Genomic DNA, 22992 nt, shown 5'->3' with positions numbered 1-22992 from the left:
TCCGATCATGTGGCTACAGCGTGCGTGCGACCCGGAACCCGACCCGCGCACTGGTCATGTCCGAATCGTTGGAGGAGCGCCAGGCGGCGCGGGTCTGGATGGGCGAGGTCGCCCAGGAACCGCCACGCACCACCCGCGCCCTGCAGCCGGGGTTGTACCACGCGGCACCGTCGGCCGGCGCGCGGCGATAGTTGGAGTGCCAGCAGTCGGCCACCCACTCGCTGACGTTGCTACCCATGTCGCGCAGCCCCCAGGGGTTGGGGGGGAAACGCCCGGTCGGCGCCGGCCCCCAGTACCCGTCGCCGTAGCCGACGAAGGCGTTGTTCCAGGTGCGCCCGCTGGGCGAGACATCGTTGCCACCGGTCAGGTTGCCGGCGGCCTCGGGCGGCCTGCCGCTGTCGCCCCAGGGATAACGGCCGCGACGGCCTGCGCGTACCGCGTATTCGAACTCGGCCTCGCTGAGCAGCCGATAGCCACGCCCGGTCTGCGCGCCCAGCCATTTGGCGTACTCGTCGGCGTCGCGCACGCTGACGTGGATCACCGGCATGTCATCGCCCGCGGGGGCGCCGCTGTAGGTACTCTGCCAGTCCGCGCCGTTCCTGCGCACGAAGTTGCCGCTGCGCTCGTCGTAGACGATGGAGTGCCCGCGCCGCGTCGCCCGCGCCAGGTAGCCGGTGGCCTGGATGAAGCGGCGGAACTGGCCGACGGTGACCTGGGTGCGCGAGACCGCAAAGCCCCGCTCGAAGCGCACGTAGTGCGCAGGCTTTTCCGCCTCGGTCGCGCCCAGCTCGTCCTCGCCCGCGCCCATGCGGTAGGCGCCGTGCGGCACCACCACCATCGCCGGGCCGCGTCCGCCGCTTTCCAGTGCGTCGGTGAAGACCTGCCCGGGACGGAACAGGCCGTAATGGGTGACCAGGTCCACGCGCCGGCGGAAATCGGCCGCCACCGCATCGCCAGGGGCGGCGATGCGCAGTACCTCGGCGAGCTTGTCGCGTGCCTCGCGCAGGCCTTGCGGGGTCTGCAGGTCGCGGATGCCCGCATCGCGCAGGGCCGCGACCTGGGCGTCGCGGATGCGCGCCACACGGTCCCGGGCATCGTCCAGCGTCCCGACCGGTTCGCGCACGCCGGCGGCCAGCCGCAACCAGCGGTCGGCCGAGGGGTAATCGGTCTCGCGCGCGGCCTGCTCGGCACGGCGGATGAGCGCGCTTTCCACCGCGGCCAGGCCCTGCATCGCGCGCGGCTGATCCGGCTGCAGCTGCAGCGCCTGGCGAAAGCTGGACAGCGCCCCGGTGCCGCCCTCGCCCAGCTGGCCCTGCCGCAGCTGGTCCTCGCCCACCGCATTGAGCTGCCACAGCTGCTCGGCCAGATCCACCGAGGCCAGGTAGTCGCTTGCCGGCTGCGCCAGGTCCTGCACGCGCGGGGCCATGGTGCGGATCACTGCGGCGATGGCCACGGCGCGCCGCAAGGCCGCGGCCTGGTCGCCAGCCTCGGCCACCGCCTGGCGGCCCTGCGCCAGCACCGCGCGCACCGCACGCTCAAGGCTGCGCCCTGCGCGCGCATCGTCCGGCGCGATCGCCAGCATGGACAGGTACAGCGGAATGGCCGAATCGGCTTCTTCGAACAGACGCCCCTGCTTCATGGCCTGCTCGGCATCGCGCCGGGCCTGCGGCAGGTCCGCCTTGGCCAGCTGGGTCAACGGCGGACGCCAGTTGAGCGACAGGTCCGATTCGGCATCGGCGCTGACGGTGACCTGCGCCGCATTCTCACGCTGTGCGCCCGCGGCCGGGTCCTGCCGCGCGGCAACGCGCTGCTGCGCGGGCTCGCAACCCGAGACCAGCAGCAGCGCTGCAAGCATCAGGACCGGGGCGCGCAAGGGAAGCTCCAGCATGCAGACATCAGGACCGGGACGGTAGGCTATTGTCGCCCGACCGGGCAACCTTGGAACATCTTGCGGAGATTGCGTGCCTCTTTGGATCGACAGCCCCGGCGCCCTGCGCCACCACCTGCAGCAGCCCCCCGCCTGGGTCGGCCTGGATACCGAATTCATCCGCGAGCGCACGTACTGGCCGCAACTGGCGCTGGTCCAGCTGGCCATCGGCGATGAGATCCTGCTGATCGATCCGCTGGTGCCGGGCATGACCGAGGCACTACGGGAACTGCTGGTCGATCCGCAGGTGCTCAAGGTGATGCACAGCGCCAGCGAGGACCTGGTGGCCTTCAAGGCCGCCTGCGATGCGGTGCCGACGCCGATGTTCGACACCCAGGTGGCCGCCGCGCTGGCCGGCTTGGCCTCGGGCATGGGCTATCAGAAGCTGGTCGATGCCATCACCGGGATTCACGTGGACAAGGGCGAGACCCGCTCGGACTGGATGCGGCGGCCGCTTAGCGACAGCCAGCTGCACTACGCCGCCGAGGATGTCGCGCATCTGGGCACCCTGTATCACGATCTGGACGCGCGCCTGCAGGCGCTAGGCCGCCGCCGCTGGCTGGACGCCGATTGCCAGCGCCTGGCCACCGCCATCGACCAGGACCTGCCAGAGCGCTGGCCGCACCTGTCCATGCGCAGCGCCCAGTTCCTCGATGCGGCCGCGCAGCTGCGCCTTCTGCGCCTGCTGCGCTGGCGCGACCTGCAGGCCCGCCGCAGCGACAAGCCGCGCAGCTGGATCCTGGACAACGAACTGGCCGCCACCCTGGCTAAGCAGCCGCCGGCGGACCTGCCCGCCCTGCAGGCCTGGCTGGAAAAGCAGCCCAAGGCCCCGCGCAAGCTGGCCGAGGCGATCTGGCAGGCGCTCACCACCCCGTCGGAGGATGAAGCCGACCTGCCGCTGGCGCATGCGGCCACCGATGCCGACAAGAAACGGCTGAAGAAGCTGCAGGACGCGGTGACAGCGCAGTCGGCGGCCCTGGCCCTGCCCGACGGCGTCCTGGCCTCGCGTCGCTGGCTGGAGCAGCTGCTTGAAACGGGCCAGTGGCCCGAGGCCCTGGCCGGCTGGCGCCGCCAGCAGCTTGAGCCGGTCCTGGGGCCCCTGCTCGCCTGACTGGCATCGCCGCGAACATGCCGGTAGACTTCAACTCCCCTTGGGGCCATAGCTCAGCTGGGAGAGCGCGTCGTTCGCAATGACGAGGTCGGGAGTTCGATCCTCCCTGGCTCCACCAAGATTTGAAAGCCCCGCTTCGGCGGGGCTTTTTGTTTTAAGGGCGCGCAGCCTGCACTTGGGTATCGCCCCTTTCCGGGTGTACGACGCGCACGTCTCCTCCGGTTCTGACGCCAGGGCAATCCTACGGGCTGATCGGTTACTTGCGTTTCGTCGAAAGCGGGCGCATTGCCGAATGAAGATCGGCATGTCGTCTGGATCGCACCCAGGTATCGCCTGCGGATAACACAGACTGGATTGAGCGAATGGGGCCCGATCGATCCGCGTCGAGGATGCGCCCGCTAGAGGTCCGCGACACGATTCCGATCGCGCTGGCCTCAGTCGGCAAAGCAGCAGCTCATCACGAGCCACAACGGCGGAGCTTGCCTACCGCGCTCTCTAGTGAGTTTGGGACCGCCGCCAGAACGCAAGAAGCTCCTCCAGGCCTTCCGAGCGCCCCTCGGCCAATGGCAATGACGCCATCGCCCTGCGCCACTGCGGTGTGCTCAATCGGCCCATCGAGGTCGGATCGATCCTGCTGGCCACCATGTGCCACCTGGGGAAATAACGCTCGGGCGCGACACCCTGGTAGACGACCTGGGTGATGTCGTGGCGGCTTGAGGTCTTGATGCGCTCGTAGGTCCGCTCGATCCCCGATCGTGGTCCTTCGATGTATTGGAAGAAGTCCCGACCGTCGAACAGGAGAATGCCGGTGACCGACTCGAGCAGGTTACGCGCGCTTGACTCGGCGACCAGCACATCCAGCTGCGGCGTATTAAACGAGGCGAGCGCGGTGCTTCTGTAGGCCAGGGCCTGGACTTCTGGATTTTTCACGTCGGTAGAGTGCGGGGCGGCCGCGGCCAATGCAACCGTTCCCGCCCTCCAGTACGACCAGGCACGCACGCCACGGTTCAGCGCCGCGTCGTGCCTGCCCGCCCCCTGCAAACCGACCCGACGCGCGCATAACCGGACCGTCACCGGGCGGCCACTGACGGCATAACCGCGCTTCCACATCATGCCCTCATCGTGTCAAGGCACCGGCGTGGAAGGAGTTCGCCATGCACCGTCCCGACGTTTCCCGCGCGCTCGCCAGCTTCCCGCTGCTGGACGACGTGGTTGCCCTCACCACCATCTCGCTGGCCACGCGCGACCTGTCGCGCCGCGTGCAGCTGCTGACCGAGGGCATGTCCGGGCTGCTCGGTACACGGCATGAGATCCCGGATGGCTTCTTCGTGCCGGATCCCGGTCGCTATCGCCGGCACCTGCTGGTCGATGGCGGAAGCGCTGGCTATCAAGTGCTGCTCATGACGTGGGGACCGGGGCAAGGGACCGACATCCACGACCACGGCGGCAGCTGGGGGGTGGAGTCGGTGCTGCATGGCGCCCTGGACATCACCGAGTACGAACTTCAGGACGAGGACGGCAGCTGCGCCGAGCTGAGCGTCGCGCGCCGGCGCCGGCTGGAGGCCGGCCAGTCGCTGGGACTGCTGCCGCCTGGCGACCTGCATGCCTGTCGCAATGCCAGCAAGCGCGATGTCGCGCTCTCGCTGCATGTCTACGGCGAGGCCGTGGACCAGGTGCGCACCTTCCAATCCGCCTCCCACGCACGGTATCGCGTGGTCCAGCACAATCCCGTGGTGGCGTGAGGATGCACGCCTGCCGCGCACACGGCTCTTTCGCCATCGCATGACTTTCCTGCAGCTCCGTTACTTCGTGGCCATCGTCGATGCCGGCCTCAACATCACCCTGGCCGCGCCGCGCGTCCACGCCACCCAATCCACGCTGTCCAAGCAGCTGAAGCTGATGGAGGACGAGCTGGGCTTTTTGCTGTTCACCCGCCGTGGGCGCACGCTGACGGCGGTGACGCCTGCCGGGCTGAAGGTGCTGGAGCACGCACGCAGTGCGCTGCTGGCCCTGGCCAACATCCGCTCCCTGGCCGCCGACACGCGCAGCGACGCGCGCGGCGAGCTGCACATCGCCACCACGCATACGCAGGCCCGCTACGCCCTGCCCGATGCCCTGCGCCGCACCAGTGCGCGCTATCCGCAGGTCACGGTGCACCTGGCCCCGGGTGGCGACCGCGAATCGCTGGATCGCCTGCGCCGCAACGAAGCGGAGATGGCCATCGTCAGCACCGCCGGCGACACGCCCGATGCCGAGATCGCCCTGCCCCTGTATCGCTGGGACCGCGTGGCGCTGGTGCCGCGCGACCACCCTCTGGCGACACGGCAAGACCCGTTGCGCCTGGAGGACCTGGCGGCGCACCGGCTGGTCAGCTACGAGTCCAGCCGCGAGGCTGGCTCCTCGCTGCGCCGCACCTTCGGCGATGCCGGCCTGTTGCCGGAACTGGCGATGACCGCGCGCGACGGCGACCTGATCAAGACCTACGTGCGCGCCGGCATGGGCGTGGGCATCGTCGCCGAGATGGCGCTGGACCCGGCGGACAGCGATCTACACGCCGTCCCGATCACCCACCTTCTTCCGCCTTGCATCACCTGGCTGCTGATGCGGCGCGACCATTTGCTGCGCGAACATGCGCAGTTCTTCATCCTGCAGCTGCTGCGCGAGGTTTCGGCCAACGAGCTGCGGCGGCACCTGTCCGGTGAGCGGCCCATCCTCGCCGGCCCTGCCACGCCGCACTGGCGGCAGTGGAGTACGCCGCAGCCGTCTGCAGCCCTTCCTGGCGTCACGGCGCCGCCGACTGGGACACGCTCCCGCGCCAGCCTTCCAGAAATTGGCGCCGCTTGAGCGCATCAAGGTAAACCAGCAGGCCAGGCCCCAGCGGAATCGGCCTGAAGCTGGGGTCGCGCAGGACCGCGCCGCCGCTGCCGGCGCCGGGCATCACCGGAATCAGGTGGGCCTCGCGCTCCAGCACGTGCTGCCCACGTGGCGACAGCAGGTATTCGAGGAACGCGTGCGCCAGCGCCGGCTGCGCGGCCGTGCGCGGAATCAGCGCCGTGCGCAGCGCCACCAGGGTGTAATCCTCCGGATAGACCAACCCCAGCGGTTGACCTGCCTCGGCACGCGCCTTGGCATAGGACCCCAACCCGTTGTAGACCATCAGCAGGCGGCCGTTGGCCACATCGTCCAGCAGCGTGGCGGTGTGTTCCTCCAGCACCACCTGGTTGTCCCCCAGCGCCGCCAGCAGCGCACCGGAGATGCTGCCGCGCTGGGCGTCCTGGGTGGCGGCCAGATAGCCCACACTGCTGCGCAGGGCGTCATAGGTGCCGATGCGACCGCGTAGCAGGCCATCGGGCGCGCGGAGCAGATCCAGCAGCTGGCGCCGGGTGCGCGGCACGCGTGCGGCGGGCAGCAGCCGGGTGTTGTAAACGATGGCCAGCGGCTCGTAGCTGATGGCGAAGGCCTCGTGCCGCCACTGCGCCCAGTCCGGCAGCTGCTCGGTGCGTTCGGAACGATGGGCCAGCGCATAGCCGTCGTTGACCAGTTTGGCTTGCAGATCCATGCCGCTGCTGATCATCAGGTCGGGGCCATCGGCCCGGCGCGGATTCTGCAGGTAGCGCGTCTGCATCTCCTGGGCGGCGACATCGTGGTAGATCACCTCCACATGGGGGTGCAGCCTCTGGTAGTCGGCGATCACCGAGGCGAACACCTCCAGGTCGGTGGAGCCCTGAATGCGCAGTGGCGCCGATGTCGTCCCTGCCGGCGCGGGGAAACGCTGGGTCGCGCCGGGTGCTGCGTGGGCGACCACGGCGCAGCACAGCAGCCAGAGCGCAAGGCAGCAGCGGCGCATACGCGGCCAGGTCGTGGGCGTGCGCATCGTCAAGGCATCCTCGGCAGCACGACCGTCACCCGCAGGCCGCCACCTTCGCGGTTGTCCAGGGCGATGTGGCCCCGGTGAGCCTGGATCACCCGGCGCACGATGGCCAGGCCCAGGCCTGCCCCGCCCGGCCCGGCGTGGGCCCCGCGCGCGAAGCGCTCGAACAGGCGCCCGGCATCGCCCGGGGCGATCCCGGGGCCGCGGTCGCTCAGGGTGACCTGGCAATCTGCCTGGAACACGCGCATCTCCAGCTCCAGCGGGTTGTCGGCACCGCCGTGCCGCACCGCGTTATCGATGAGGTTCTTGAAGGCCTCGCGCAGCAGCAGGGCGTCGCCGCGGATGTGAACCGGCGTATCGGGCAAGGACAGCTGCAGTGGCGGCGACTGGCCGCCCGGGGGGAGCGCATCGGCGACGGCCTGGCGAAGCACCTGGCCAAGCTCGACCGGCTCGAAGCTTTGCAGACTGGCCCGATGCAACACGCTGGCATCGCTGAGCAGTTGGTTGAGCAGGCGGCTCATGTGGCTGGCGTTGCGCTCGATGGCCTCCAGGCTGCGCCGCATTTCTTCCGGCTGGTCTTCCTCCACGCCCAGCTGCGCCTGCGCGCGGATCGCCGCCAGCGGCGTGCGCATCTGGTGCGCGGCCTCGGCCATGAAGGCGCGCAGGCCGTCGTTGCTGTCCTGCAGCCTCGACATGAAGCGATTGAGCGCGCCCACCATCTGTTCCAGCTCCTTGGGCGCTGTGTCCTGCAGCGGGGCCAGGTCGGAGGGCTCGCGCTGGGACAGGTCGTCTTCCAGCTGCTTCAAGGGCCGAAGGGCGCGCCGCACGCCCAGCCAGACCAGCAGCAGGCTCAGCACCGACAGCAGAGCCGCCGCCGCGGTGGCACGCAGCACCAGGTCGTTGGCCAGGGCTTGCCGCGCGCGCCGCGTCTGCCCGACCTGCACCACAACCTGGTCCTGCGATGCGGGCGATGAGAAGCGCCGCGTCACCACGGCAAAACGCACCGGCTCGCCGCTGTAGACCGCATCGAACAGCAGCGGCCGACCTTCTGCCGGCAGGCGCGGCGGCGCGGGCAGATCGGCGTAGCCGGTGATGGCTGGGCCCTTGGCATCGGATACGCGGTAGAACACCCGATCCTCCGGCGCCATCGCCAGCAGGTCCAGCGCAGCGTAGGGAAGATCGACCTGCCACTGGCCATCGGCCAGGGCCACGCTGTCGACGATGGACAGCGTAGAAGACACCAGCAGGTGATCGTAGGAGCGATCCGCCGCACGGTGGCCGTAGTCGCGGGCCAGGTAGAACAGCACGCCGGTGGCCAGCAGCGACAGCAGGCCCAGGTACATCAGCAGCGTGCGGCGCAGCGATGGCCTGCGCGGGGCGGGTTCTTCAAGCATCCGCTGCACCATCGGCGGCGGCCTCGGCCCGGTAGCCGGCGCCGCGCACAGTCACGATGCGCAGCGGGCGCTCGCCCAGGCGCTTGCGCAGGCGGCCGACGTAGAGCTCGATGGCGTTGGGCCCCGAGGTATCGTCGAAGCCATACAGCCCGTTGCCGATCTCTTCCTTGCTGACCACCTGCCCCAGTTTGCCGAGCAGGATCTCCAGCAGGCGGAACTCGCGGTTGGGCAGCTCCAGCGCCTGGCCGTCCAAGGTGACTCGATGCGCGGCACTGTCGAAGGTCAGCGTGCCGATCTGCAAGGCCGCCGAAGCCTGCCCGCGACTGCGGCGCAGCAGCACGCGACAGCGCGCCTCGAACTCGCGGAAGTCGAAGGGCTTGGCCAGGTAATCGTCGGCGCCGACATCCAGCGCCGCCACCCGGTCCTCGATGCCATCGCGCGCGGTCAGCATCAGCACGGGGGTGTCATCGCCGCGCCCGCGCAGCCCGCTCAGGACGCGCATGCCGTCCTGGCCAGGTAGTCCGATGTCCAGCACCACCAGGTCGTAGGACGCGTAGCGCAGCACGCCGGCCGCGCGGGTGCCATCGGCCTGCCAGTCCACCGCGTGGCCGCTGCGGCGCATACGCCGGACGATGGCGTCGGCCAGGTCGGCGTTGTCTTCCACCAACAGGATGCGCATTGGTCTTTGGTCTAACTCGAAGGAAACGACAGGCCGATGACAGGTTCCGACTTCTAGGCTCGCAGCCACTGTCGCAACGCACGACCAGCCCTCGGGCCGATCACTATAGCGCGCGCCTGGCGCGCCACCTGGGAGGGTGAATGCAGTACCGCAAGTCCACCGCGCTGCCGCGGCCGCGCCCATCCGCCGCGCACCTCGATGGCCTCGCACCGCACGTCGCGCCGGCACGGGCGAAGGGGGACGCATGCTGACCCTGCTCGGCTTCGGCATGGTGCTTACCTTCATGGCGCTGATCATGACCAAGCGCCTGTCGCCGCTGGTGGCGCTGATCACCATCCCCATCGTCTTCGCGCTGCTGGGCGGTTTCGGCCGCGAGATCAACACGATGATGCTCGATGGCATCAAGGCCATCGCGCCCACCGGCGTGATGCTGATGTTCGCCATCCTGTACTTCGGCGTGATGATCGATGCCGGGCTGTTCGACCCGCTGGTGCGGCGCATCCTGTGCCTGGTCAAGGGCGACCCGCTGAAGATCGTGATGGGCACGGCGATCCTGGCGATGCTGATCTCGCTGGACGGCGACGGCTCCACCACCTACATGATCACCATCTCGGCCATGTTGCCGCTGTACCGGCGCCTGGGCATGAACGCCTTGAACATGACCTGCGTGACCATCGTCTCCAGCGGGGTGATGAACCTCACGCCCTGGGGTGGCCCGACCGCGCGTGCGGCCGCCGCCTTGCATGTGGATCCAGCCAAGGTGTTCATTCCGATGGTGCCGACCATGGCGCTGTCGCTGGCCGGCATCCTTGCGCTGGCCTGGTGGCTGGGCCTGAAGGAGCGGCGCCGGCTGGGTGTGGTCAAGCTGCCCGGCGACGGCACGTGGCGCGAGGAAACGCACGCGCAGGACACGCTGAGCGAGGCCGAGCGCGCCGAGGCGCAGGCCCTGAAGCGCCCGCGCCTGCTGTGGGTCAACCTGGCCATGACCCTGGCCCTGATGGCCGCGCTGGTGATCGGCGTGCTGCCCATGCCGGTGCTTTTCATGATCGGCTTCGCCATCTCGCTGGTCGTCAACTACCCCGATCTGGCCGACCAGCGCGCGCGCCTGGTCAACCATGCCGGCAACGTGCTGTCGGTGGTGTCGCTGATCTTCGCCGCGGGCATCTTCACCGGCATCCTGTCCAACACCGGCATGGTCGAGGCGATGTCGCGCAGCTTCCTGGCGGTGATCCCCGATGCCTGGGGCCCGCATCTGGCGGTGATCACCGGCGTGGCCAGTATGCCGTTCACCTTCTTCATGTCCAACGACGCCTTCTACTTTGGCGTGTTGCCGATCCTGTCCGAAGCCGCTGGCCAGTACGGCATCGCGCCGGTGGAAATGGCGCGCGCCTCGCTGGCCGGCCAGCCGGTGCACCTGCTCAGCCCGCTGGTGCCTTCGACCTATCTGCTGGTGGGCATGGCCAAGGTGGATTTCGCCGACCACCAGCGCTTCACGTTGAAGTGGGCGGTGATGATCTGCCTGATCCTGCTGCTCACCGGCCTGCTGTTCGGGCTGTTTCCACTGGCCGCTGGCTGAGCCGTGCCGCCGTGATGCGCGCGAAGGATCGCGCACGCCGCGGCCCCACTCGCGCCGAAGGCGGCCGCACGCACGGCTGAGAGGTTCGCCCGCTTTGCCCCCTGCTCTGCCACGACGCGGCGGATCGACCGCGCTCGGCATGGCGTTGCTCATCCCTTGGGAGATCACCATGATCCGCACCCCGCAACTGCTTCCGCTGGCCATCGCCGCCGCCCTCGCAGGCATCGCCCTGCCGGCATCGGCCCAGCAGGCCAGCGCCTCCGAACTGGAACAGCTCATCCGCGCGCAAGCCGCGCAGATCCAGGCGCTGGAAGCACGCCTGGCCACGCTGGAGGCGCAGTCGCCGCCGCGTGCTTCGCAGGCACCGTCCATCGCCGCCCAGGCTGCCGCGCCTGCAGCGGCGCCTGCACCCACGGTGGACACGGCGACGCAAACGTCCGCGCCATCAGCGCCGGTGGCACGCCGCAGCAATGACGATGGCCTCTCGCCGGTGCTGGCCGACTTCCACAGCGGCGCGCCGATCTTCACCAGCGACGATGGCGAATTCACCTTCAAGCCGCGCGGCCGCTTCCTGCTGGATGCCACCAGCACCAGCGGCTCGCGCTTCGGCCAGCGCAACCTGTCGGCCACCGGCATCCGCCGGCTGCGGTTGGGCGCGGAAGGCACCTATGGCCGCTTCGGCTACCAATTGGAAGCCGACTTCGCCAGCAACATCATGGAGGTCAAATCCGCCTTCGCCACCGTGGCTCATCACGTGGGTGGGCTGGAGGCAGAACTCACGGTCGGACAGCGCCTGAGCGACCGTGGCATGGACGGGGCCACCGGCAGCCCGGTGGTGCACTTCATGGAACGCAACGCCGTGGCGGGCCTGATCCAGCCGGTGCGCGGCTACTTCGGCGTGGGCGTCACCGAGCGCATCACCGGCAGCGACTGGCATGTCACTGGCAGCGTCACCGGCGATCTGATCAACGACACCCGCGGCCAGGACAACGACAGCCTGACGTGGGCCACGCGCGCGCACTGGACGCCGTACAACACCGCCACCACCAAGTGGCATCTCGGTGGCTGGATCTTCTACGAGGATCTGGCCGGCGATGCCAGCCCCTTGATTCGCAGCTATGCCGCGGCGGGCGATATCAACGAGTACGCGCGCGTGCGACCGGGCGCGCTGCCCGGCGCCGAATCCAGCCTGGGCTATGGCGCCGAGCTGGGCGTGGTGCAGGGGCGCGGCTGGACCTTCGCCGAATGGGGCCAGCGCGAGATCCGCGGTCACGATGCCGGCACGCGCTACGACCTCAGCCACGACGCCTATGCGGTCTCCGCCGGCTGGTTCCTGGCCGGCGGCATGCCCGTCTACAACGCCCGGCGCGGCACCTGGAACAAGCCATCGATCGAACAGGACGTCACGGCGGGCGGCATCGGCGCCTGGGAGATCAAGGCCCGCTATGAGCGAGCGGATTTCTCCCGGCTCCCCACCGGCGGCGAGGGCGAGACCACCACCGTCGGCGTGAACTGGTACCTCAACGCACTGGCGCGGATCATGCTGGAGGTCTCGCACTGGGAAAGCACCAACCGCAGTGGCGACTTCCTTGGCCCCGACAACGGCAACACCTTCAATACGCGACTGGAGTTCATCTTCTGAGGCTGCGCGTCGATGCGCCACCGCACGCGTCGCCCAACCGGGCACGCTGCGCGCGGAGTGCCGGGTGAAGACTTGAGGTAGTGAGGGCCGGGTTCGAAACTGCGCGGAGACAGGCTCTCCGGAACGTGCTGCAAAACGACGCTTCCGCCAGGCGATGTCATTGGAGGGAAACCTGGTTGGTCGTGAAAAGCCGACTTCGCCAACCAGCCTGCCCCTGAGCCGGGCATGGCTCCTCGGCTCGGTCAGCCATCCATGGCTGACTCGCCGCCGCGGGCCATCCATGGCCCGCTTTTCGCCATACCCGGCGCAGGGCCAGGCCCGACGCCTGTGGGTTCTGACTTCTTCGAAAGAAGCTTTGCACCGCGTGTACAGCAGCGGGCCCTCGGGTGGTCGCCGCGGCAAGCCGGGCACTTGGCCAATCGCTTCGATTCAGGTCAGCACCACATGACCGTAGCAAGCGCGGCTGCCGCCCAACCGCCTGCTGGTTTCCCGAAGCGGCGATGCGCGCACGCCTCACGTCTGCCCCCCCCTATCGATCGGAAGGACCAAAAGAAAGGCCCCGTTTCCGGGGCCTTTCGATCATACGGTGACGTCCGGAACCTGCCGTGCCAGCTTCCCGCCGTGGCGGGTCTGGAAGCCGGCCTTAAAACTTGTAGTTCACGCCCAGCAGCACCTGCCGACCATATTCCTCGTAACGCTGGGTCAGGCCGCTGTCCCTGAAGTACTGCTCGTAGGGCTCGTTGGTGAGGTTGTTGATCTGCAACAGGAAGGACAGGCCTTGCAGGCTGCCTTCCTGGAAGGCGTAGCCGGTCTGGAAGTCCACCACGGTCTCGCCCTTGATGTAGACCTGGGCACGGTCGGCACCGAAGCCCTGGATCTCGCCGAGGAAGTCCGAACGCTTGCGCGCGCCGACACGAGCCGAGAAGCCGGCCTTCTCGAAGTACAGGGTGACGTTGGTGACGCGACGCGACAGGCCGGCGATCGGCTCGTCCGGGCCATCCGGGCCCAGCCGCTTGATCGAGCTCTTGGTATCGGAGTAGTTGGCCTGCAGGCCGAAGCCCTCCAGGGCCGGCAGGAAGGTGTCGAACGGCACCGAGGCGGCCAGCTCGTAGCCTTCCAGGCTGCCGCCCTCGCCGTTGGCCGGACGCGTGTAGCGGCCGATGTTGGGCGGCGTGGGGCCGGCATAGCCTTCCGGCGGGACGAAGCCGGTGAAGTCGTACTCGGTGGTCTGGTCGTAGATGTAGGTGCGCAGGTCCTTGTAGAAGTACGCGGCGCTGACGTAACCGCCGCCATTGCCGAAGTACTTCTCGTAGGACACGTCGGCGGCATTGGCCGTCCACGGCTTCAGTGCGGGGTTGCCGCCAGTGCGGGTCCACTCGCCGATGCAGTCGCCGGCCGTGCACAGCGAGGAGTTGGCACTGGCGCGCATCTGGTCGATGCGCGGGCGTGCCATCTGCCGCCCCAGGCCCAGGCGCAGGGTCTGGTCGGCCACGAAGCCGAAGGCCAGGTTCAGGCTGGGCAGCACGTCGGTGTACCGCGCCCCGCCGGTGATGGGCGTGGCATTGGCGGCATCGCCCTGGGTCAGCGAGAAGCCGCTGGAATCCTGGTCGGTACGCACCACCTGCACGCCCACGTTGCCCTTGACCGAGACCCCGCCCATGTCGGTGTTGATGTTGAGCTGGGTGTAGTAGGTATCGACCTTCTCGTTGATGGTCCACTGCTTGTTGAGAATGTCGGCGTTGACGTTCTCGCGCAGCACGTAGTACTGGTTGAACACGCGGTCGATGTCATAGGCGAAGCTGCCGGGGATGCCGGTGAAGCCCAGCTTGACCGGACTGAGGATGTAGGACGGGTCGACCACCGTCTCGTCCTGGATCAGGTCGACGAAGGACTCCGGCACCGAGCGGCGCTTTTCGCGGTCGGAGAAGTTGGCGCCGAATTCCAGGCTGCTGAAGATGCCGCTCTCGAAGCTACGCTCGGCGCTGGCGCGGAAGGACTTCAGCGTGTCCTCCACTTCCGGCAGCTTGATGTAGCCGTCCTGGCCGTAGTTGTTCGGGTCGGTCAGCACGATCTGCGACGGGTCGGTGTAATCCATGCCGTAGCTGAAAGTCGGCTTGTGACGACCCAGCAGGAAATCCACCGAGTCGGTGACCCCGGCGCGCATACCCGAGTAGGTTTCCAGGATGCTTTCCTGGCGGTCCGCGCGCGAGTAGCTGACATCGCCGACCAGGGTCCAGTAGTCGCCGGCCTTGAACTCGTTGTTCCAGCCGATGGCGAAGAGCTTGTCATCGCCGGTATTGCGGTCGTTGCGCAGCACCGGGCGCACGCCATTGAAGGTGCCGGCGGTGACCACGCCGTCCTGGACCACCACCGAGGTCGGGTCCAGCGAAGTGCCGGCGCCCCAGGCCAGTCCGGTCTCCATGAAGCGCGTGGTCTCGTCCTTCTCGAACTTGGAGTAGTACGCATCCAGCACCGAGTGGAAACTGTCGTTGGGCTGGAACTCCAGCACGCCCATCAGGCCCTGGCGCACGTTGCTGGTGGAGGACGCCATCGACTTGGTGCCACCGAGCACGTAGGTGCCAGCGGCGTCGGTGGGATAGCCCCAGGCTTCCCAGCGGTTGGCCTGGCCGGGCGAATCCAGCCGCGCGTAGCCCACCGCAAGACCGACCGTGCGGTCGGCGAACTGGTCGATGTAGGCGCCGCTGACGCGGCTGCCACGGTCGTCGCTGCCGCTGTTGAGCTTGCCGAGCGAGTTGTCTTCCAGCCGGCCGTTGACCGAGAAGGTGCGCTCGGCGAACTGCAGGGGGCGCACCGTCTGCAGGTTGACCGTGCCCGACAGGCCCTGGCCGATCAGCGAAGCGTCGGGGGTCTTGTAGACGGTGACCGCGTTGATCAGCTCGGCCGGATACTGGTCGAACTCCACGGTGCGGTTGTCGCCGACGCTGACCTGCTCGCGGCCGTTGAGCAGCGTGGTGCCGTAGTCGCCGGACAGGCCGCGGATGCTGATGGTGGACGAGCGGCCGGCCACGCGCTGGGCGGTCAGGCCCGGCAGGCGCGAGATCGACTCGGCGATGGAGACGTCGGGCAGCTTGCCGATGTCCTCGGCCGAAATGCTTTCCACGATCGAAGTCGATTCGCGCTTGGTCTCGATCGCGTTCTCGATGCCGCGGCGGATGCCGGTGACGGTCACCGTGTCCAGGTTGGTGGCCTGGTTGGCGTTGCCCGCGGTGGCGTCGTTGGACGACGTCGCCTCGGACGCGGTGGTCTGTGCCTGCGCATGGGCGCTCAGCGTCATGACCGACGCCAATGCCACGCACAGCAGGTTGCGCTTGAGATGCAACATTTTCCCCTCCAGTCAATGTTGTCTTGGTTGCCGAGTTGTTCTGGGTGCCAGGTGGCAACCACGCGTTGCGAGAGGCGGATGTGTCTGCCCTGTAACGTGGCGGCAATGGTATGTCCGGGCATCGTCCGCGCCATCTGGATGCATACGTATTCATGCCTTGCACCTTCGGCTTAGGCGCATGCGCATTGGTAGCGTGCCCACGCCAATCATGGGAGGAGTGCGCGGTCATGTCGATGCGAAAGCGGTTTCAGGGTCCAAGGCGCGCAAAATGCTGCGCCGCACGAGGCGCGCTGCGCGCCGCACTGCTGTTTCCGCTGGCCGCCGGTGCGCAGACGCCGGGCGCGCTGCACGTGCCCTCGCCGGACTGGCGCGATGCGGTGATCTACTTCGTCATGATCGACCGCTTCGCCGATGGCGACCCGGGCAACAACGACCAGGGCAAGGGCGAATACGATCCACGCGACCACCGTCGCTACAGCGGTGGCGACCTGCGCGGCGTGCAGCAGCGCCTGGACTACATTCAGGGCCTGGGTGCCACCGCGGTGTGGATCACCCCGCCGGTGGCCAACCAGTGGTGGAACCCGGACACGCGCTACGGCGGCTACCACGGCTACTGGGCCACCGACTTCAGCGCTGTCGATGCGCACTACGGCACCCTGGCCGACTACCAGGCGTTGTCGCGGGCGCTGCACGGGCGCGGCATGTACCTGGTGCAGGACATCGTGGTGAACCACACCGCCAACTTCATCCGCTACGACCGGCGCTGGAAGGCCGGTGAGCCGGCGCGCGGCTTTTCGCTGATCACCGACTCGCAGGGGCAACACGCTCCAACCCAGGCGCCGTTCGACCGCAACGACGCCCGCGACCCGGTGCAGCGCAGCGAGGCGATCTATCACTGGACGCCGGACATCACCGACTACGAGGTCCGCGACCAATACGTGAACTGGCAGCTGGCCGGGCTGGATGATCTCAACACGGAGAACCCGGTGGTACGCAGGGCGATGCGCCAGACCTACGGCGACTGGATCCGTAAGGTGGGCGTGGACGCGTTCCGCGTGGACACCGCCCTGCACGTTCCGGAAGACTTCTTCGAGGATTTCATGCATGCGGGCGATGCCCAGGCGCCGGGCATCGCCACTGTGGCCAGGCAGACCGGCCGCGAACGGTTCATCGCCTTCGGCGAGGCGTTCAAGGTGGACAAGGCGTTCCAGGACACGCAAGCCCGGCGCATCGAGGTCTACGCCACGCCCGCCGCGGATGGCACCCGTCGCCTGGACAGCGTGCTCAACTTCTCGCTGTACGGCGCCACCCTGGATGTCTTCGCCAAGCGCCAGCCCACCGCGGAACTGGCCTGGCGCATCGACAACATGATGCAGGTGCATGCGCGGCCGCACCTGATGCCCAGCTTCGTGGACAACCATGACGTGGACCGCTTCCTGGCCAGCGGCAGCCAGGCCGCGTTGAAGCAGGCCTTGCTGGCGATCATGACCCTGCCCGGCATCCCGGTGATCTACTACGGCACCGAGCAGGGCTTCGACAAGCGCCGCCCGGCCATGTTCGCCACCGGGGTAGATGCCGGTGGGCGCGACCACTACGACACCCAGGCGCCGCTGTATCGCTACCTGCATGAGGCCATCGCGCTGCGCCGCAGCCACCCGGTGCTCAGTCGCGGCACGCCGCGTGTCCTGGCCTCAGATGCCAAGGCTGCCGGCGTGCTGGCCTATACGATGCAGCACGAAGGCCACCAGCTGCTGGTGGCGTTCAACACGGCCGACAAGGCCCAGGTCCTGACGCTGCCGGCCGGCAGTTTCAGCGCCAGCGCGCGGATGCACAGCGTGTTCGCCATCCACGGCGCAACGCCGGACCAGGCGGCAGATGCCCAAGGCGGGCTGCAGACCTTGCTGCCGCCTGGTGCGGGACAGGTCTGGGAGGTCGAGGGCCCCGCCGCGCGCTAAGGCGCTCATCCCCGCGAGGCGGGAGGCGCTTCGAAACAGACGAATGTCTGGTCATCCGGCCGAGAGCCTTCCGGATGGCCAGGCCCTGTCTACGTGATGGTTCCAATGCACGGATGACCAGACATTCGTCTGTTCTGAAGCGTCTCCCGCCTGCGCGGGGATGACGAGCAGAAGCACGAACCTCTAGCGCTGCCCGATGAATCGCTGCCGTCGTTTGATCGTCGGCGATCGGCGATCGGCGATCGGCGATCCATGCTTGACCGACTGCCTACCTCAGCGCAACACGCCGAAGAAGCTGCCGCGCGCCGGCAGCTGCAGCGCCTGCGCCTGCAACGTGCCTGCGCACAGGCCGTGGCCGTCGAGCGCCTCGGCCTGCAGCTGCTCCGGCAAGCTCCAGCTGATGTCCTGCGCGGACAGGTTGAAGACCACCAGCACGGCCCTGCCATCGACCGCTTCACGGACGAAGGCCAGCACGGGCTCGGGCGTGGGCAGGAAGCGCAGCTCGCCCGTCACCAGCGCCGGCTGCTGCTTGCGCCAGCCCAGGAAGCGCCGCACCTGGTTCAACACGGAGCCCGGATCGGTCTCCTGCGCCGCCACGCTGATCGCGCGATGCGCCTGCGGCACCGGCAGCCAGGGCGTGGCCGAGGTGAAGCCACCGGCAGGACCGTCGGTCCACGGCATCGGCGTGCGGCAACCATCGCGGCCCTTGAAGTTGGGCCAGAAGGTCTTGCCGTAGGGGTCCTGCAGGAGCTCGTAGGGCACCTCGGCCTCCGGCAAGCCCAGCTCCTCGCCCTGGTAGAGGCATACCGAGCCGCGCAGCGAGCACACCATCGCCACCAGCTGCGCGGCAAAGGCGGTATCGCCCTCCCCGCCCCAGCGCGTGACCGCGCGCATGACGTCGTGGTTGGAGATCGCCCAGCACGGCCAGCCGCCGGTCATGGCCGCTTCCAGCCGCGAGACCGTCTGGCGGATATAAGCCGCGCTGAAGTCCTCCACCAGCAGCTCGAAGCTGTAGCCCATGTGCAGGCGCGAAGGCCCGGTGTATTCGGCCGTGGTCGCCAGCGAATCTTCCGAGGAGATCTCTCCGAGCGCGGCCACATCCGGGTACCGGTCCATCAGCGCGCGCAGGCGCTCCAGGAACGGCAGGTTCTCCGGCCGCGTGTTGTTGTAGTAGTGGTACTGGTAGGCGTAGGGGTTGTCGGGGCTGAAGCCACGTCCCACGCGCTTGTCCTTGGGCTTGGGCGGGTTGTCGCGCAGCTGCGGATCGTGGAAGCAGAAGTTGATCGCATCCAGCCGCATGCCATCCACGCCGCGGTCCAGCCAGAACTGCACGTTGTCCAGCGTGGCCTGCTGCACCTGGGGGTTGTGGAAGTTCAGGTCGGGCTGCGCGGACAGGAAGTTGTGCAGGAAGTACTGCTCACGCCGCGGCTCCCAGCGCCAGGCCACGCCGCCGAACAGGGACATCCAGTTGTTGGGCGGGGTGCCGTCATCCTTCGGATCGGCCCAGACGTACCAGTCGGCCTTGGGGTTGTCGCGGCTGGTGCGGCTCTCCAGGAACCAGGGGTGCTGGTCAGAGCAGTGGCTTAGCACCTGGTCGATCATCACCTTGATCCCCAGTCGATGCGCCTTGGCCAGCAACGCGTCGAAGTCTTCCAACTGACCGAACAGCGGATCCACATCCCGGTAGTCGGCGATGTCGTAGCCGAAATCGGCCATCGGCGACTTGAAGAACGGCGAGATCCAGATCGCATCCACGCCCAGGCTGGCGATGTAGTCCAGCTTCTCGACAATGCCCGGCAGGTCGCCCACGCCATCGCCGTTGCTGTCCAGGAAGCTACGCGGGTAGACCTGGTAGATCACCGCGCCACGCCACCAGTTGTCCATGTCCCCTCCCCTCCAGCGAATGACACCGGCACGGCACGGCCGGAAAACGGGCGCCACTATTCCATGCGTCCGCCGAGGCGTTGCGTGTCTTTGGTGGGGGTCGGGCATGAATACGTATGCGCAAACATGGGCGTGCGACGACGGCAAATGCCGGCGATCACACATGCGGCTCATGGGTCGGGCGCAGCGCGGCGCTGTTTTCAAGGCATTTTCCGCAACCAACGGCCCACCTAGGCGATCGCCGCGCGCAGGGCGCGAGCGAGATCGTTTGTTTGCACTGCAGCATGGCAAGCCCAGGCGCAACGTTCACCATGCGCCACACGTTCGCAGCGTCCGCGACGAACGACTCGTCACGGAAACACACAGGCATGACACGAAAGCCCACCCTGTCGTTCTGGCAGATCTGGAACATGTGCTTCGGCTTCCTGGGCATCCAGTTCGGCTTCGCGCTGCAGAACGCCAACGTCAGCCGCATCTTCCAGACCCTCGGTGCGCCGGTGGACGACATCCCGATGCTGTGGGTGGCCGCGCCGCTGACCGGGCTGCTGGTCCAGCCCATCGTCGGCTACTTCTCCGACCGCACCTGGAATGGCCTGGGCCGCCGCCGTCCCTACTTCCTCGCCGGTGCGGTGCTGGCCACCCTGGCGCTGCTGGCCATGCCTAACTCGCCGAGCCTGTGGATCGCCGCCGGGCTGCTGTGGGTGCTGGACGCATCGATCAACATCTCCATGGAGCCCTTCCGCGCCTTCGTCGGCGACCAGCTGCCACCGGCGCAACGGCCCACCGGGTACGCCATGCAGAGTTTCTTCATCGGCATCGGCTCGGTGATCGCCAGCCTGCTGCCCTGGCTGCTGGCGCAGGCCGGCGTCGGTAACACCGCAGGGCCCGGCCAGGTCCCGGACACGGTGCGTTACGCGTTCTACTTCGGCGGGGCGGTGCTGCTGTTGTCGATCCTGTGGACGGTGCTGAGCACGCGCGAGTATCCGCCCGAGGCGCTGGACGCCTTCGACGATGCGCACGCTGGCCTGGCACCGTCGTCGGAAGGCCCCGCGCCGCAAACGCTCGGCCTGGGCATGGCCGCGCTGTTGATCGGCGCGGCCGGGACCGCGCTGGTGGCCTGGCGCGCCCTGGACCGCCAGCTGTACGTGCTGAGCCTGGGCATCGTCGTGTTCGGCGCGCTGTTGCTGCTGCGCCCGCTGGTGCGGGGGGGTGGCATGTACGCCAGCATCGTCGACGACCTGCTGCGCATGCCGCAGGCCATGCGACGGCTGGCCGTGGTGCAGTTCTTCTCGTGGTTCGCGCTGTTTTCCATGTGGATCTACACCACCGGCGCGGTCACCGCCGTGCATTACGGCACCAGCGATGCGTCCTCGGCTGCCTACAACGAAGGCGCCAACTGGGTCGGCGTGCTGTTCGCCGCCTACAATGGCTTTGCGGCGCTGGCCGCCGTGCTCATCCCTCCGATGGTGCGGCGCCTGGGCCTGCGTCGCAGCCACCTGATCAACACCTGCGCCGGCGGTGCCGGGCTGCTGTCCTTCCTGCTGATCCGCGACCCGCAGTGGCTGCTGCTGTCCATGGCCGGCGTGGGCATCGCCTGGGCCTCGATCCTGTCCCTGCCCTACGCCCTGCTATCCGACAGCCTGCCGGCGCACAAGATGGGCCTGTACATGGGCATCTTCAATTTCTTCATCGTCATTCCGCAGCTGGTGGCCGCCAGCATCCTCGGCTTCCTGCTCAAGACCTTCATGGGCAATGCGCCGCTCCATGCCCTGGCCGTGGGCGGGGTGAGCCTGGTGCTGGCCGGGCTGTTCACCCTGCGCGTACCGGAACCGCATCGGGAGACCCACGCTTGATCACCTTCTCGAACCATGACCTGCCGCGTGCAGTGCTGGGCATCGCCCTGTTCGGCGCGCTCGGCCTGGCCGCGCCGTCCAAAGCGCAGGCAACCGACGACGAGTACTACGGCACATTGGAGCCCTTCGCCAGCAACGCGATCTATTTCGTCGTCACCGATCGCTTCGTCAACGGCGACCCGTCCAACGACCAGCGCGACCAGGGGGGCGCGCACCCCACCTTCGACGTGCGCACACCAGGCACACCCGAGGGCGAAGACGACAACATCGGCTATCTCGGCGGCGACTTCAAAGGCGTGGTCGACAATGCCGGCTACATCCGCGGCATGGGCTTCACCTCGGTGTGGGTCACGCCCATCGTCGACAACCCGGACGAGGCTTTTACCGGCGGCAAGCCAGTGTCCTGGAACAGCACGCTGACCGATCGAGGCAAAACCGGGTATCACGGCTACTGGGGCGTGAACTTTTACAAGCTGGACGAGCACCTGCCAAGTCCAGGGCTGGACTTCTCCGGGTTCACCAAGGCGATGAAGGACCAGCAGCTGGACGTGGTGCTGGACATCGTCGGCAACCATGGCTCGCCGGCCTATTCCATGCCCAAGGCCCAGCCCAAGTTCGGGCAGATCTTCGATCGCGACGGCAAGCTGCTGGCCGACCACCAGAACCTGGCACCGGGCAAGCTCGACCCTGAGCACAATCCCTTGCACGCCTTCTACAACACCGGTGGCGGCCTGGCCGAGCTGTCCGACCTGGCCGAGGACAATCCGGCGGTGCTGGACTATCTGGTCGGCGCCTACACGCAGTGGCTGGACCAGGGTGCGGCGGCGTTTCGCGTGGACACCATCGCCTGGATGCCGCACCGGTTCTGGAAGGCCTTCGCCGACCGCATCCGCGCCAGGCACCCGGGCCTTTTCATGTTCGGCGAGGCCTTCGACTACGACGCGGCGACCATCGCCGGGCACACGCTGGCGCGCAATGGACGCTACAGCGTGCTGGACTTTCCTCAGCGCGGAAAGCTCGCCAAGGTCTTCGGCAAGGAAGGCGGCAGCTACGAGGAGATCGGCAAGGCGCTGTACCTGGAGGATGGCCCCTACGCCAATCCCTACGATCTGGTGACCTTCTACGACAACCACGACATGGCGCGCATCGACGCGACCGATGCCGGCTTCATCGATGCCCACCACTGGTTGTTCACCGCGCGTGGCATTCCGGCCGTCTACTACGGCTCGGAGACCGGCTTCATGCGCGGCCGCGCTGAGCACTCGGGCAACCGCAACTACTACGGCCAGGCCCGTGTCGATGCCGGCCGCAATAACCCCATCCTGCGCAAGCTCACCCGCATCGCCACCTTGCGGCGCGACACTCCTGCCCTGCAGCGCGGCCTGATGCTGCCGTTGCAGCTGGGCCAGAATCAGGCGGCGTTCTATCGCGTGTACGAGCACGACGGGCAGGCGCAGACCGCGCTGGTGCTGCTCAACAAGGCCGACACGGCCGCCAGGATCGAGCTGGACAAGCTGCTGCAACCGGGGCGCTGGAAGGATGCGTTCGACGGCAAATCTCTCAAGCTCGGCACGACGGCCCGTCTCGAGGTTCCGGCCCACGAGGTGCGCGTGCTGCTCTACGACCAGCCGCTGACCGACCCGGCCCTGCGGGCGCGACTGAGCGATCTGATGGAGCGCACCCGGCGCGAGGATTGACCCGACCGGTTACGCATGGCCCAAGAATGAACTTGTGGGAGCGGCTCCAGCCGCGACGGG

General features: G+C 68.0%; 15 protein-coding genes and 1 tRNA gene. 9 read left to right on the top strand and 7 right to left on the bottom strand.

The genetic code is table 11. The features are described 5' to 3' along the window. Window positions 1–13 precede the first annotated feature (13 nt). Window positions 14–1888: a formylglycine-generating enzyme family protein gene (locus EPA99_RS03930; RefSeq protein WP_206733685.1), complete on the bottom strand. Its 1875-nt coding sequence runs from the start codon at window positions 1886–1888 to the stop codon at window positions 14–16. Between the two features lie 73 nt (window positions 1889–1961). On the opposite strand from EPA99_RS03930, the gene rnd reads away from it, so the two are divergent. Together rnd and EPA99_RS03920 are read left to right on the top strand one after the other, a co-directional pair. Further along, on the top strand, window positions 1962–3038 hold the full coding sequence (gene rnd, locus EPA99_RS03925; RefSeq protein WP_129469894.1) for a ribonuclease D: 1077 nt from the start codon (window positions 1962–1964) through the stop codon (window positions 3036–3038). Between the two features lie 42 nt (window positions 3039–3080). Next, a tRNA-Ala gene (locus EPA99_RS03920) sits at window positions 3081–3156 on the top strand. 377 nt (window positions 3157–3533) lie between these two features. On the opposite strand, the gene EPA99_RS03915 is transcribed toward EPA99_RS03920, so the two are convergent. Then, window positions 3534–4151: a BLUF domain-containing protein gene (locus EPA99_RS03915; protein WP_129469893.1), complete on the bottom strand. Its 618-nt coding sequence runs from the start codon at window positions 4149–4151 to the stop codon at window positions 3534–3536. A 41-nt stretch (window positions 4152–4192) separates the two neighbouring features. Between EPA99_RS03915 and EPA99_RS03910 the strand changes: the two genes are divergently transcribed. Together EPA99_RS03910 and EPA99_RS03905 are read left to right on the top strand one after the other, a co-directional pair. Next, entirely contained in the window at window positions 4193–4780 is a 588-nt protein-coding gene (locus EPA99_RS03910) for a cysteine dioxygenase family protein (protein ID WP_129469892.1), read from the top strand. A gap of 40 nt (window positions 4781–4820) precedes the next feature. Then, a complete protein-coding gene (locus tag EPA99_RS03905; protein ID WP_129469891.1) occupies window positions 4821–5882 on the top strand; it encodes a LysR substrate-binding domain-containing protein in 1062 nt (353 codons plus the stop codon). Here the strand turns inward: EPA99_RS03905 and EPA99_RS03900 are convergent. The 3 genes from EPA99_RS03900 to EPA99_RS03890 are packed head-to-tail and all read right to left on the bottom strand — an operon-like array spanning window position 5821 to window position 8982. Next, window positions 5821–6885, bottom strand: coding sequence for an ABC transporter substrate-binding protein (locus EPA99_RS03900; protein ID WP_129470379.1), 1065 nt, complete (start codon window positions 6883–6885; stop codon window positions 5821–5823). The two genes, EPA99_RS03905 and EPA99_RS03900, sit on opposite strands and share 62 nt — an antisense overlap. Before the next feature lie 29 nt (window positions 6886–6914). After that, window positions 6915–8303: a sensor histidine kinase gene (locus EPA99_RS03895; RefSeq protein WP_129469890.1), complete on the bottom strand. Its 1389-nt coding sequence runs from the start codon at window positions 8301–8303 to the stop codon at window positions 6915–6917. Further along, on the bottom strand, window positions 8296–8982 hold the full coding sequence (locus EPA99_RS03890) for a response regulator transcription factor (RefSeq protein WP_129469889.1): 687 nt from the start codon (window positions 8980–8982) through the stop codon (window positions 8296–8298). The genes EPA99_RS03895 and EPA99_RS03890 overlap by 8 nt, the downstream gene beginning before the upstream one ends. 244 nt (window positions 8983–9226) lie before the next feature. On the opposite strand from EPA99_RS03890, the gene EPA99_RS03885 reads away from it, so the two are divergent. Both EPA99_RS03885 and EPA99_RS03880 read left to right on the top strand, forming a co-directional pair. Beyond that, on the top strand, window positions 9227–10558 hold the full coding sequence (locus tag EPA99_RS03885) for a CitMHS family transporter (protein WP_129469888.1): 1332 nt from the start codon (window positions 9227–9229) through the stop codon (window positions 10556–10558). Between the two features lie 169 nt (window positions 10559–10727). Further along, window positions 10728–12200 carry an OprO/OprP family phosphate-selective porin gene (locus EPA99_RS03880; protein WP_164978555.1) on the top strand — a complete coding sequence of 491 codons (1473 nt, stop codon included), beginning with the start codon at window positions 10728–10730 and terminating at the stop codon, window positions 12198–12200. Window positions 12201–12843: 643 nt separating this feature from the next. Here the strand turns inward: EPA99_RS03880 and EPA99_RS03875 are convergent. Further along, on the bottom strand, window positions 12844–15543 hold the full coding sequence (locus tag EPA99_RS03875; RefSeq protein WP_129469886.1) for a TonB-dependent receptor: 2700 nt from the start codon (window positions 15541–15543) through the stop codon (window positions 12844–12846). A gap of 227 nt (window positions 15544–15770) precedes the next feature. Here EPA99_RS03875 and EPA99_RS03870 point away from each other — a divergent pair, with 227 nt between their 5' ends. Then, on the top strand, window positions 15771–17498 hold the full coding sequence (locus EPA99_RS03870) for an alpha-amylase family glycosyl hydrolase (protein WP_164978554.1): 1728 nt from the start codon (window positions 15771–15773) through the stop codon (window positions 17496–17498). Between the two features lie 273 nt (window positions 17499–17771). Here the strand turns inward: EPA99_RS03870 and EPA99_RS03865 are convergent, their stop codons facing one another. Continuing rightward, complete coding sequence (locus EPA99_RS03865) at window positions 17772–19382, bottom strand: alpha-glucosidase family protein (protein ID WP_129469884.1); 1611 nt, start codon at window positions 19380–19382, stop codon at window positions 17772–17774. Between the two features lie 368 nt (window positions 19383–19750). On the opposite strand from EPA99_RS03865, the gene EPA99_RS03860 reads away from it, so the two are divergent. Together EPA99_RS03860 and EPA99_RS03855 are read left to right on the top strand one after the other, a co-directional pair. Beyond that, window positions 19751–21235 (top strand): MFS transporter, encoded by a 1485-nt coding sequence (locus tag EPA99_RS03860; protein WP_129469883.1) that lies wholly within the window; start codon window positions 19751–19753, stop codon window positions 21233–21235. Between the two features lie 47 nt (window positions 21236–21282). Further along, window positions 21283–22932 carry an alpha-amylase family glycosyl hydrolase gene (locus tag EPA99_RS03855; protein ID WP_425479170.1) on the top strand — a complete coding sequence of 550 codons (1650 nt, stop codon included), beginning with the start codon at window positions 21283–21285 and terminating at the stop codon, window positions 22930–22932. The last annotated feature ends 60 nt before the right edge of the window (window positions 22933–22992 follow it).

Origin of the sequence: Pseudoxanthomonas composti, assembly GCF_004122095.1 — a bacterium.
Lineage (GTDB): Bacteria > Pseudomonadota > Gammaproteobacteria > Xanthomonadales > Xanthomonadaceae > Pseudoxanthomonas_A > Pseudoxanthomonas_A composti.
The sequence above is the reverse complement of the archived record's forward strand: the minus strand, read 5'-3'. Positions and strand labels throughout refer to the sequence as shown.

Bases quoted from the DNA above. Each gene is read 5' to 3' on its own strand.
- EPA99_RS03870 (WP_164978554.1), top strand. From the start codon at position 15,771: ATGTCGATGCGAAAGCGGTTTCAGGGTCCAAGGCGCGCAAAATGCTGC.
- EPA99_RS03910 (WP_129469892.1), top strand. From the start codon at position 4,193: ATGCACCGTCCCGACGTTTCCCGCGCGCTCGCCAGCTTCCCGCTGCTG.
- EPA99_RS03890 (WP_129469889.1), bottom strand. From the start codon at position 8,982: ATGCGCATCCTGTTGGTGGAAGACAACGCCGACCTGGCCGACGCCATC.
- EPA99_RS03915 (WP_129469893.1), bottom strand. From the start codon at position 4,151: ATGATGTGGAAGCGCGGTTATGCCGTCAGTGGCCGCCCGGTGACGGTC.
- EPA99_RS03885 (WP_129469888.1), top strand. From the start codon at position 9,227: ATGCTGACCCTGCTCGGCTTCGGCATGGTGCTTACCTTCATGGCGCTG.
- EPA99_RS03860 (WP_129469883.1), top strand. From the start codon at position 19,751: ATGACACGAAAGCCCACCCTGTCGTTCTGGCAGATCTGGAACATGTGC.
- EPA99_RS03900 (WP_129470379.1), bottom strand. From the start codon at position 6,885: ATGCGCCGCTGCTGCCTTGCGCTCTGGCTGCTGTGCTGCGCCGTGGTC.
- EPA99_RS03905 (WP_129469891.1), top strand. From the start codon at position 4,821: ATGACTTTCCTGCAGCTCCGTTACTTCGTGGCCATCGTCGATGCCGGC.
- EPA99_RS03875 (WP_129469886.1), bottom strand. From the start codon at position 15,543: ATGTTGCATCTCAAGCGCAACCTGCTGTGCGTGGCATTGGCGTCGGTC.
- EPA99_RS03930 (WP_206733685.1), bottom strand. From the start codon at position 1,888: ATGCTGGAGCTTCCCTTGCGCGCCCCGGTCCTGATGCTTGCAGCGCTG.
- EPA99_RS03880 (WP_164978555.1), top strand. From the start codon at position 10,728: ATGATCCGCACCCCGCAACTGCTTCCGCTGGCCATCGCCGCCGCCCTC.
- EPA99_RS03865 (WP_129469884.1), bottom strand. From the start codon at position 19,382: ATGGACAACTGGTGGCGTGGCGCGGTGATCTACCAGGTCTACCCGCGT.
- EPA99_RS03895 (WP_129469890.1), bottom strand. From the start codon at position 8,303: ATGCTTGAAGAACCCGCCCCGCGCAGGCCATCGCTGCGCCGCACGCTG.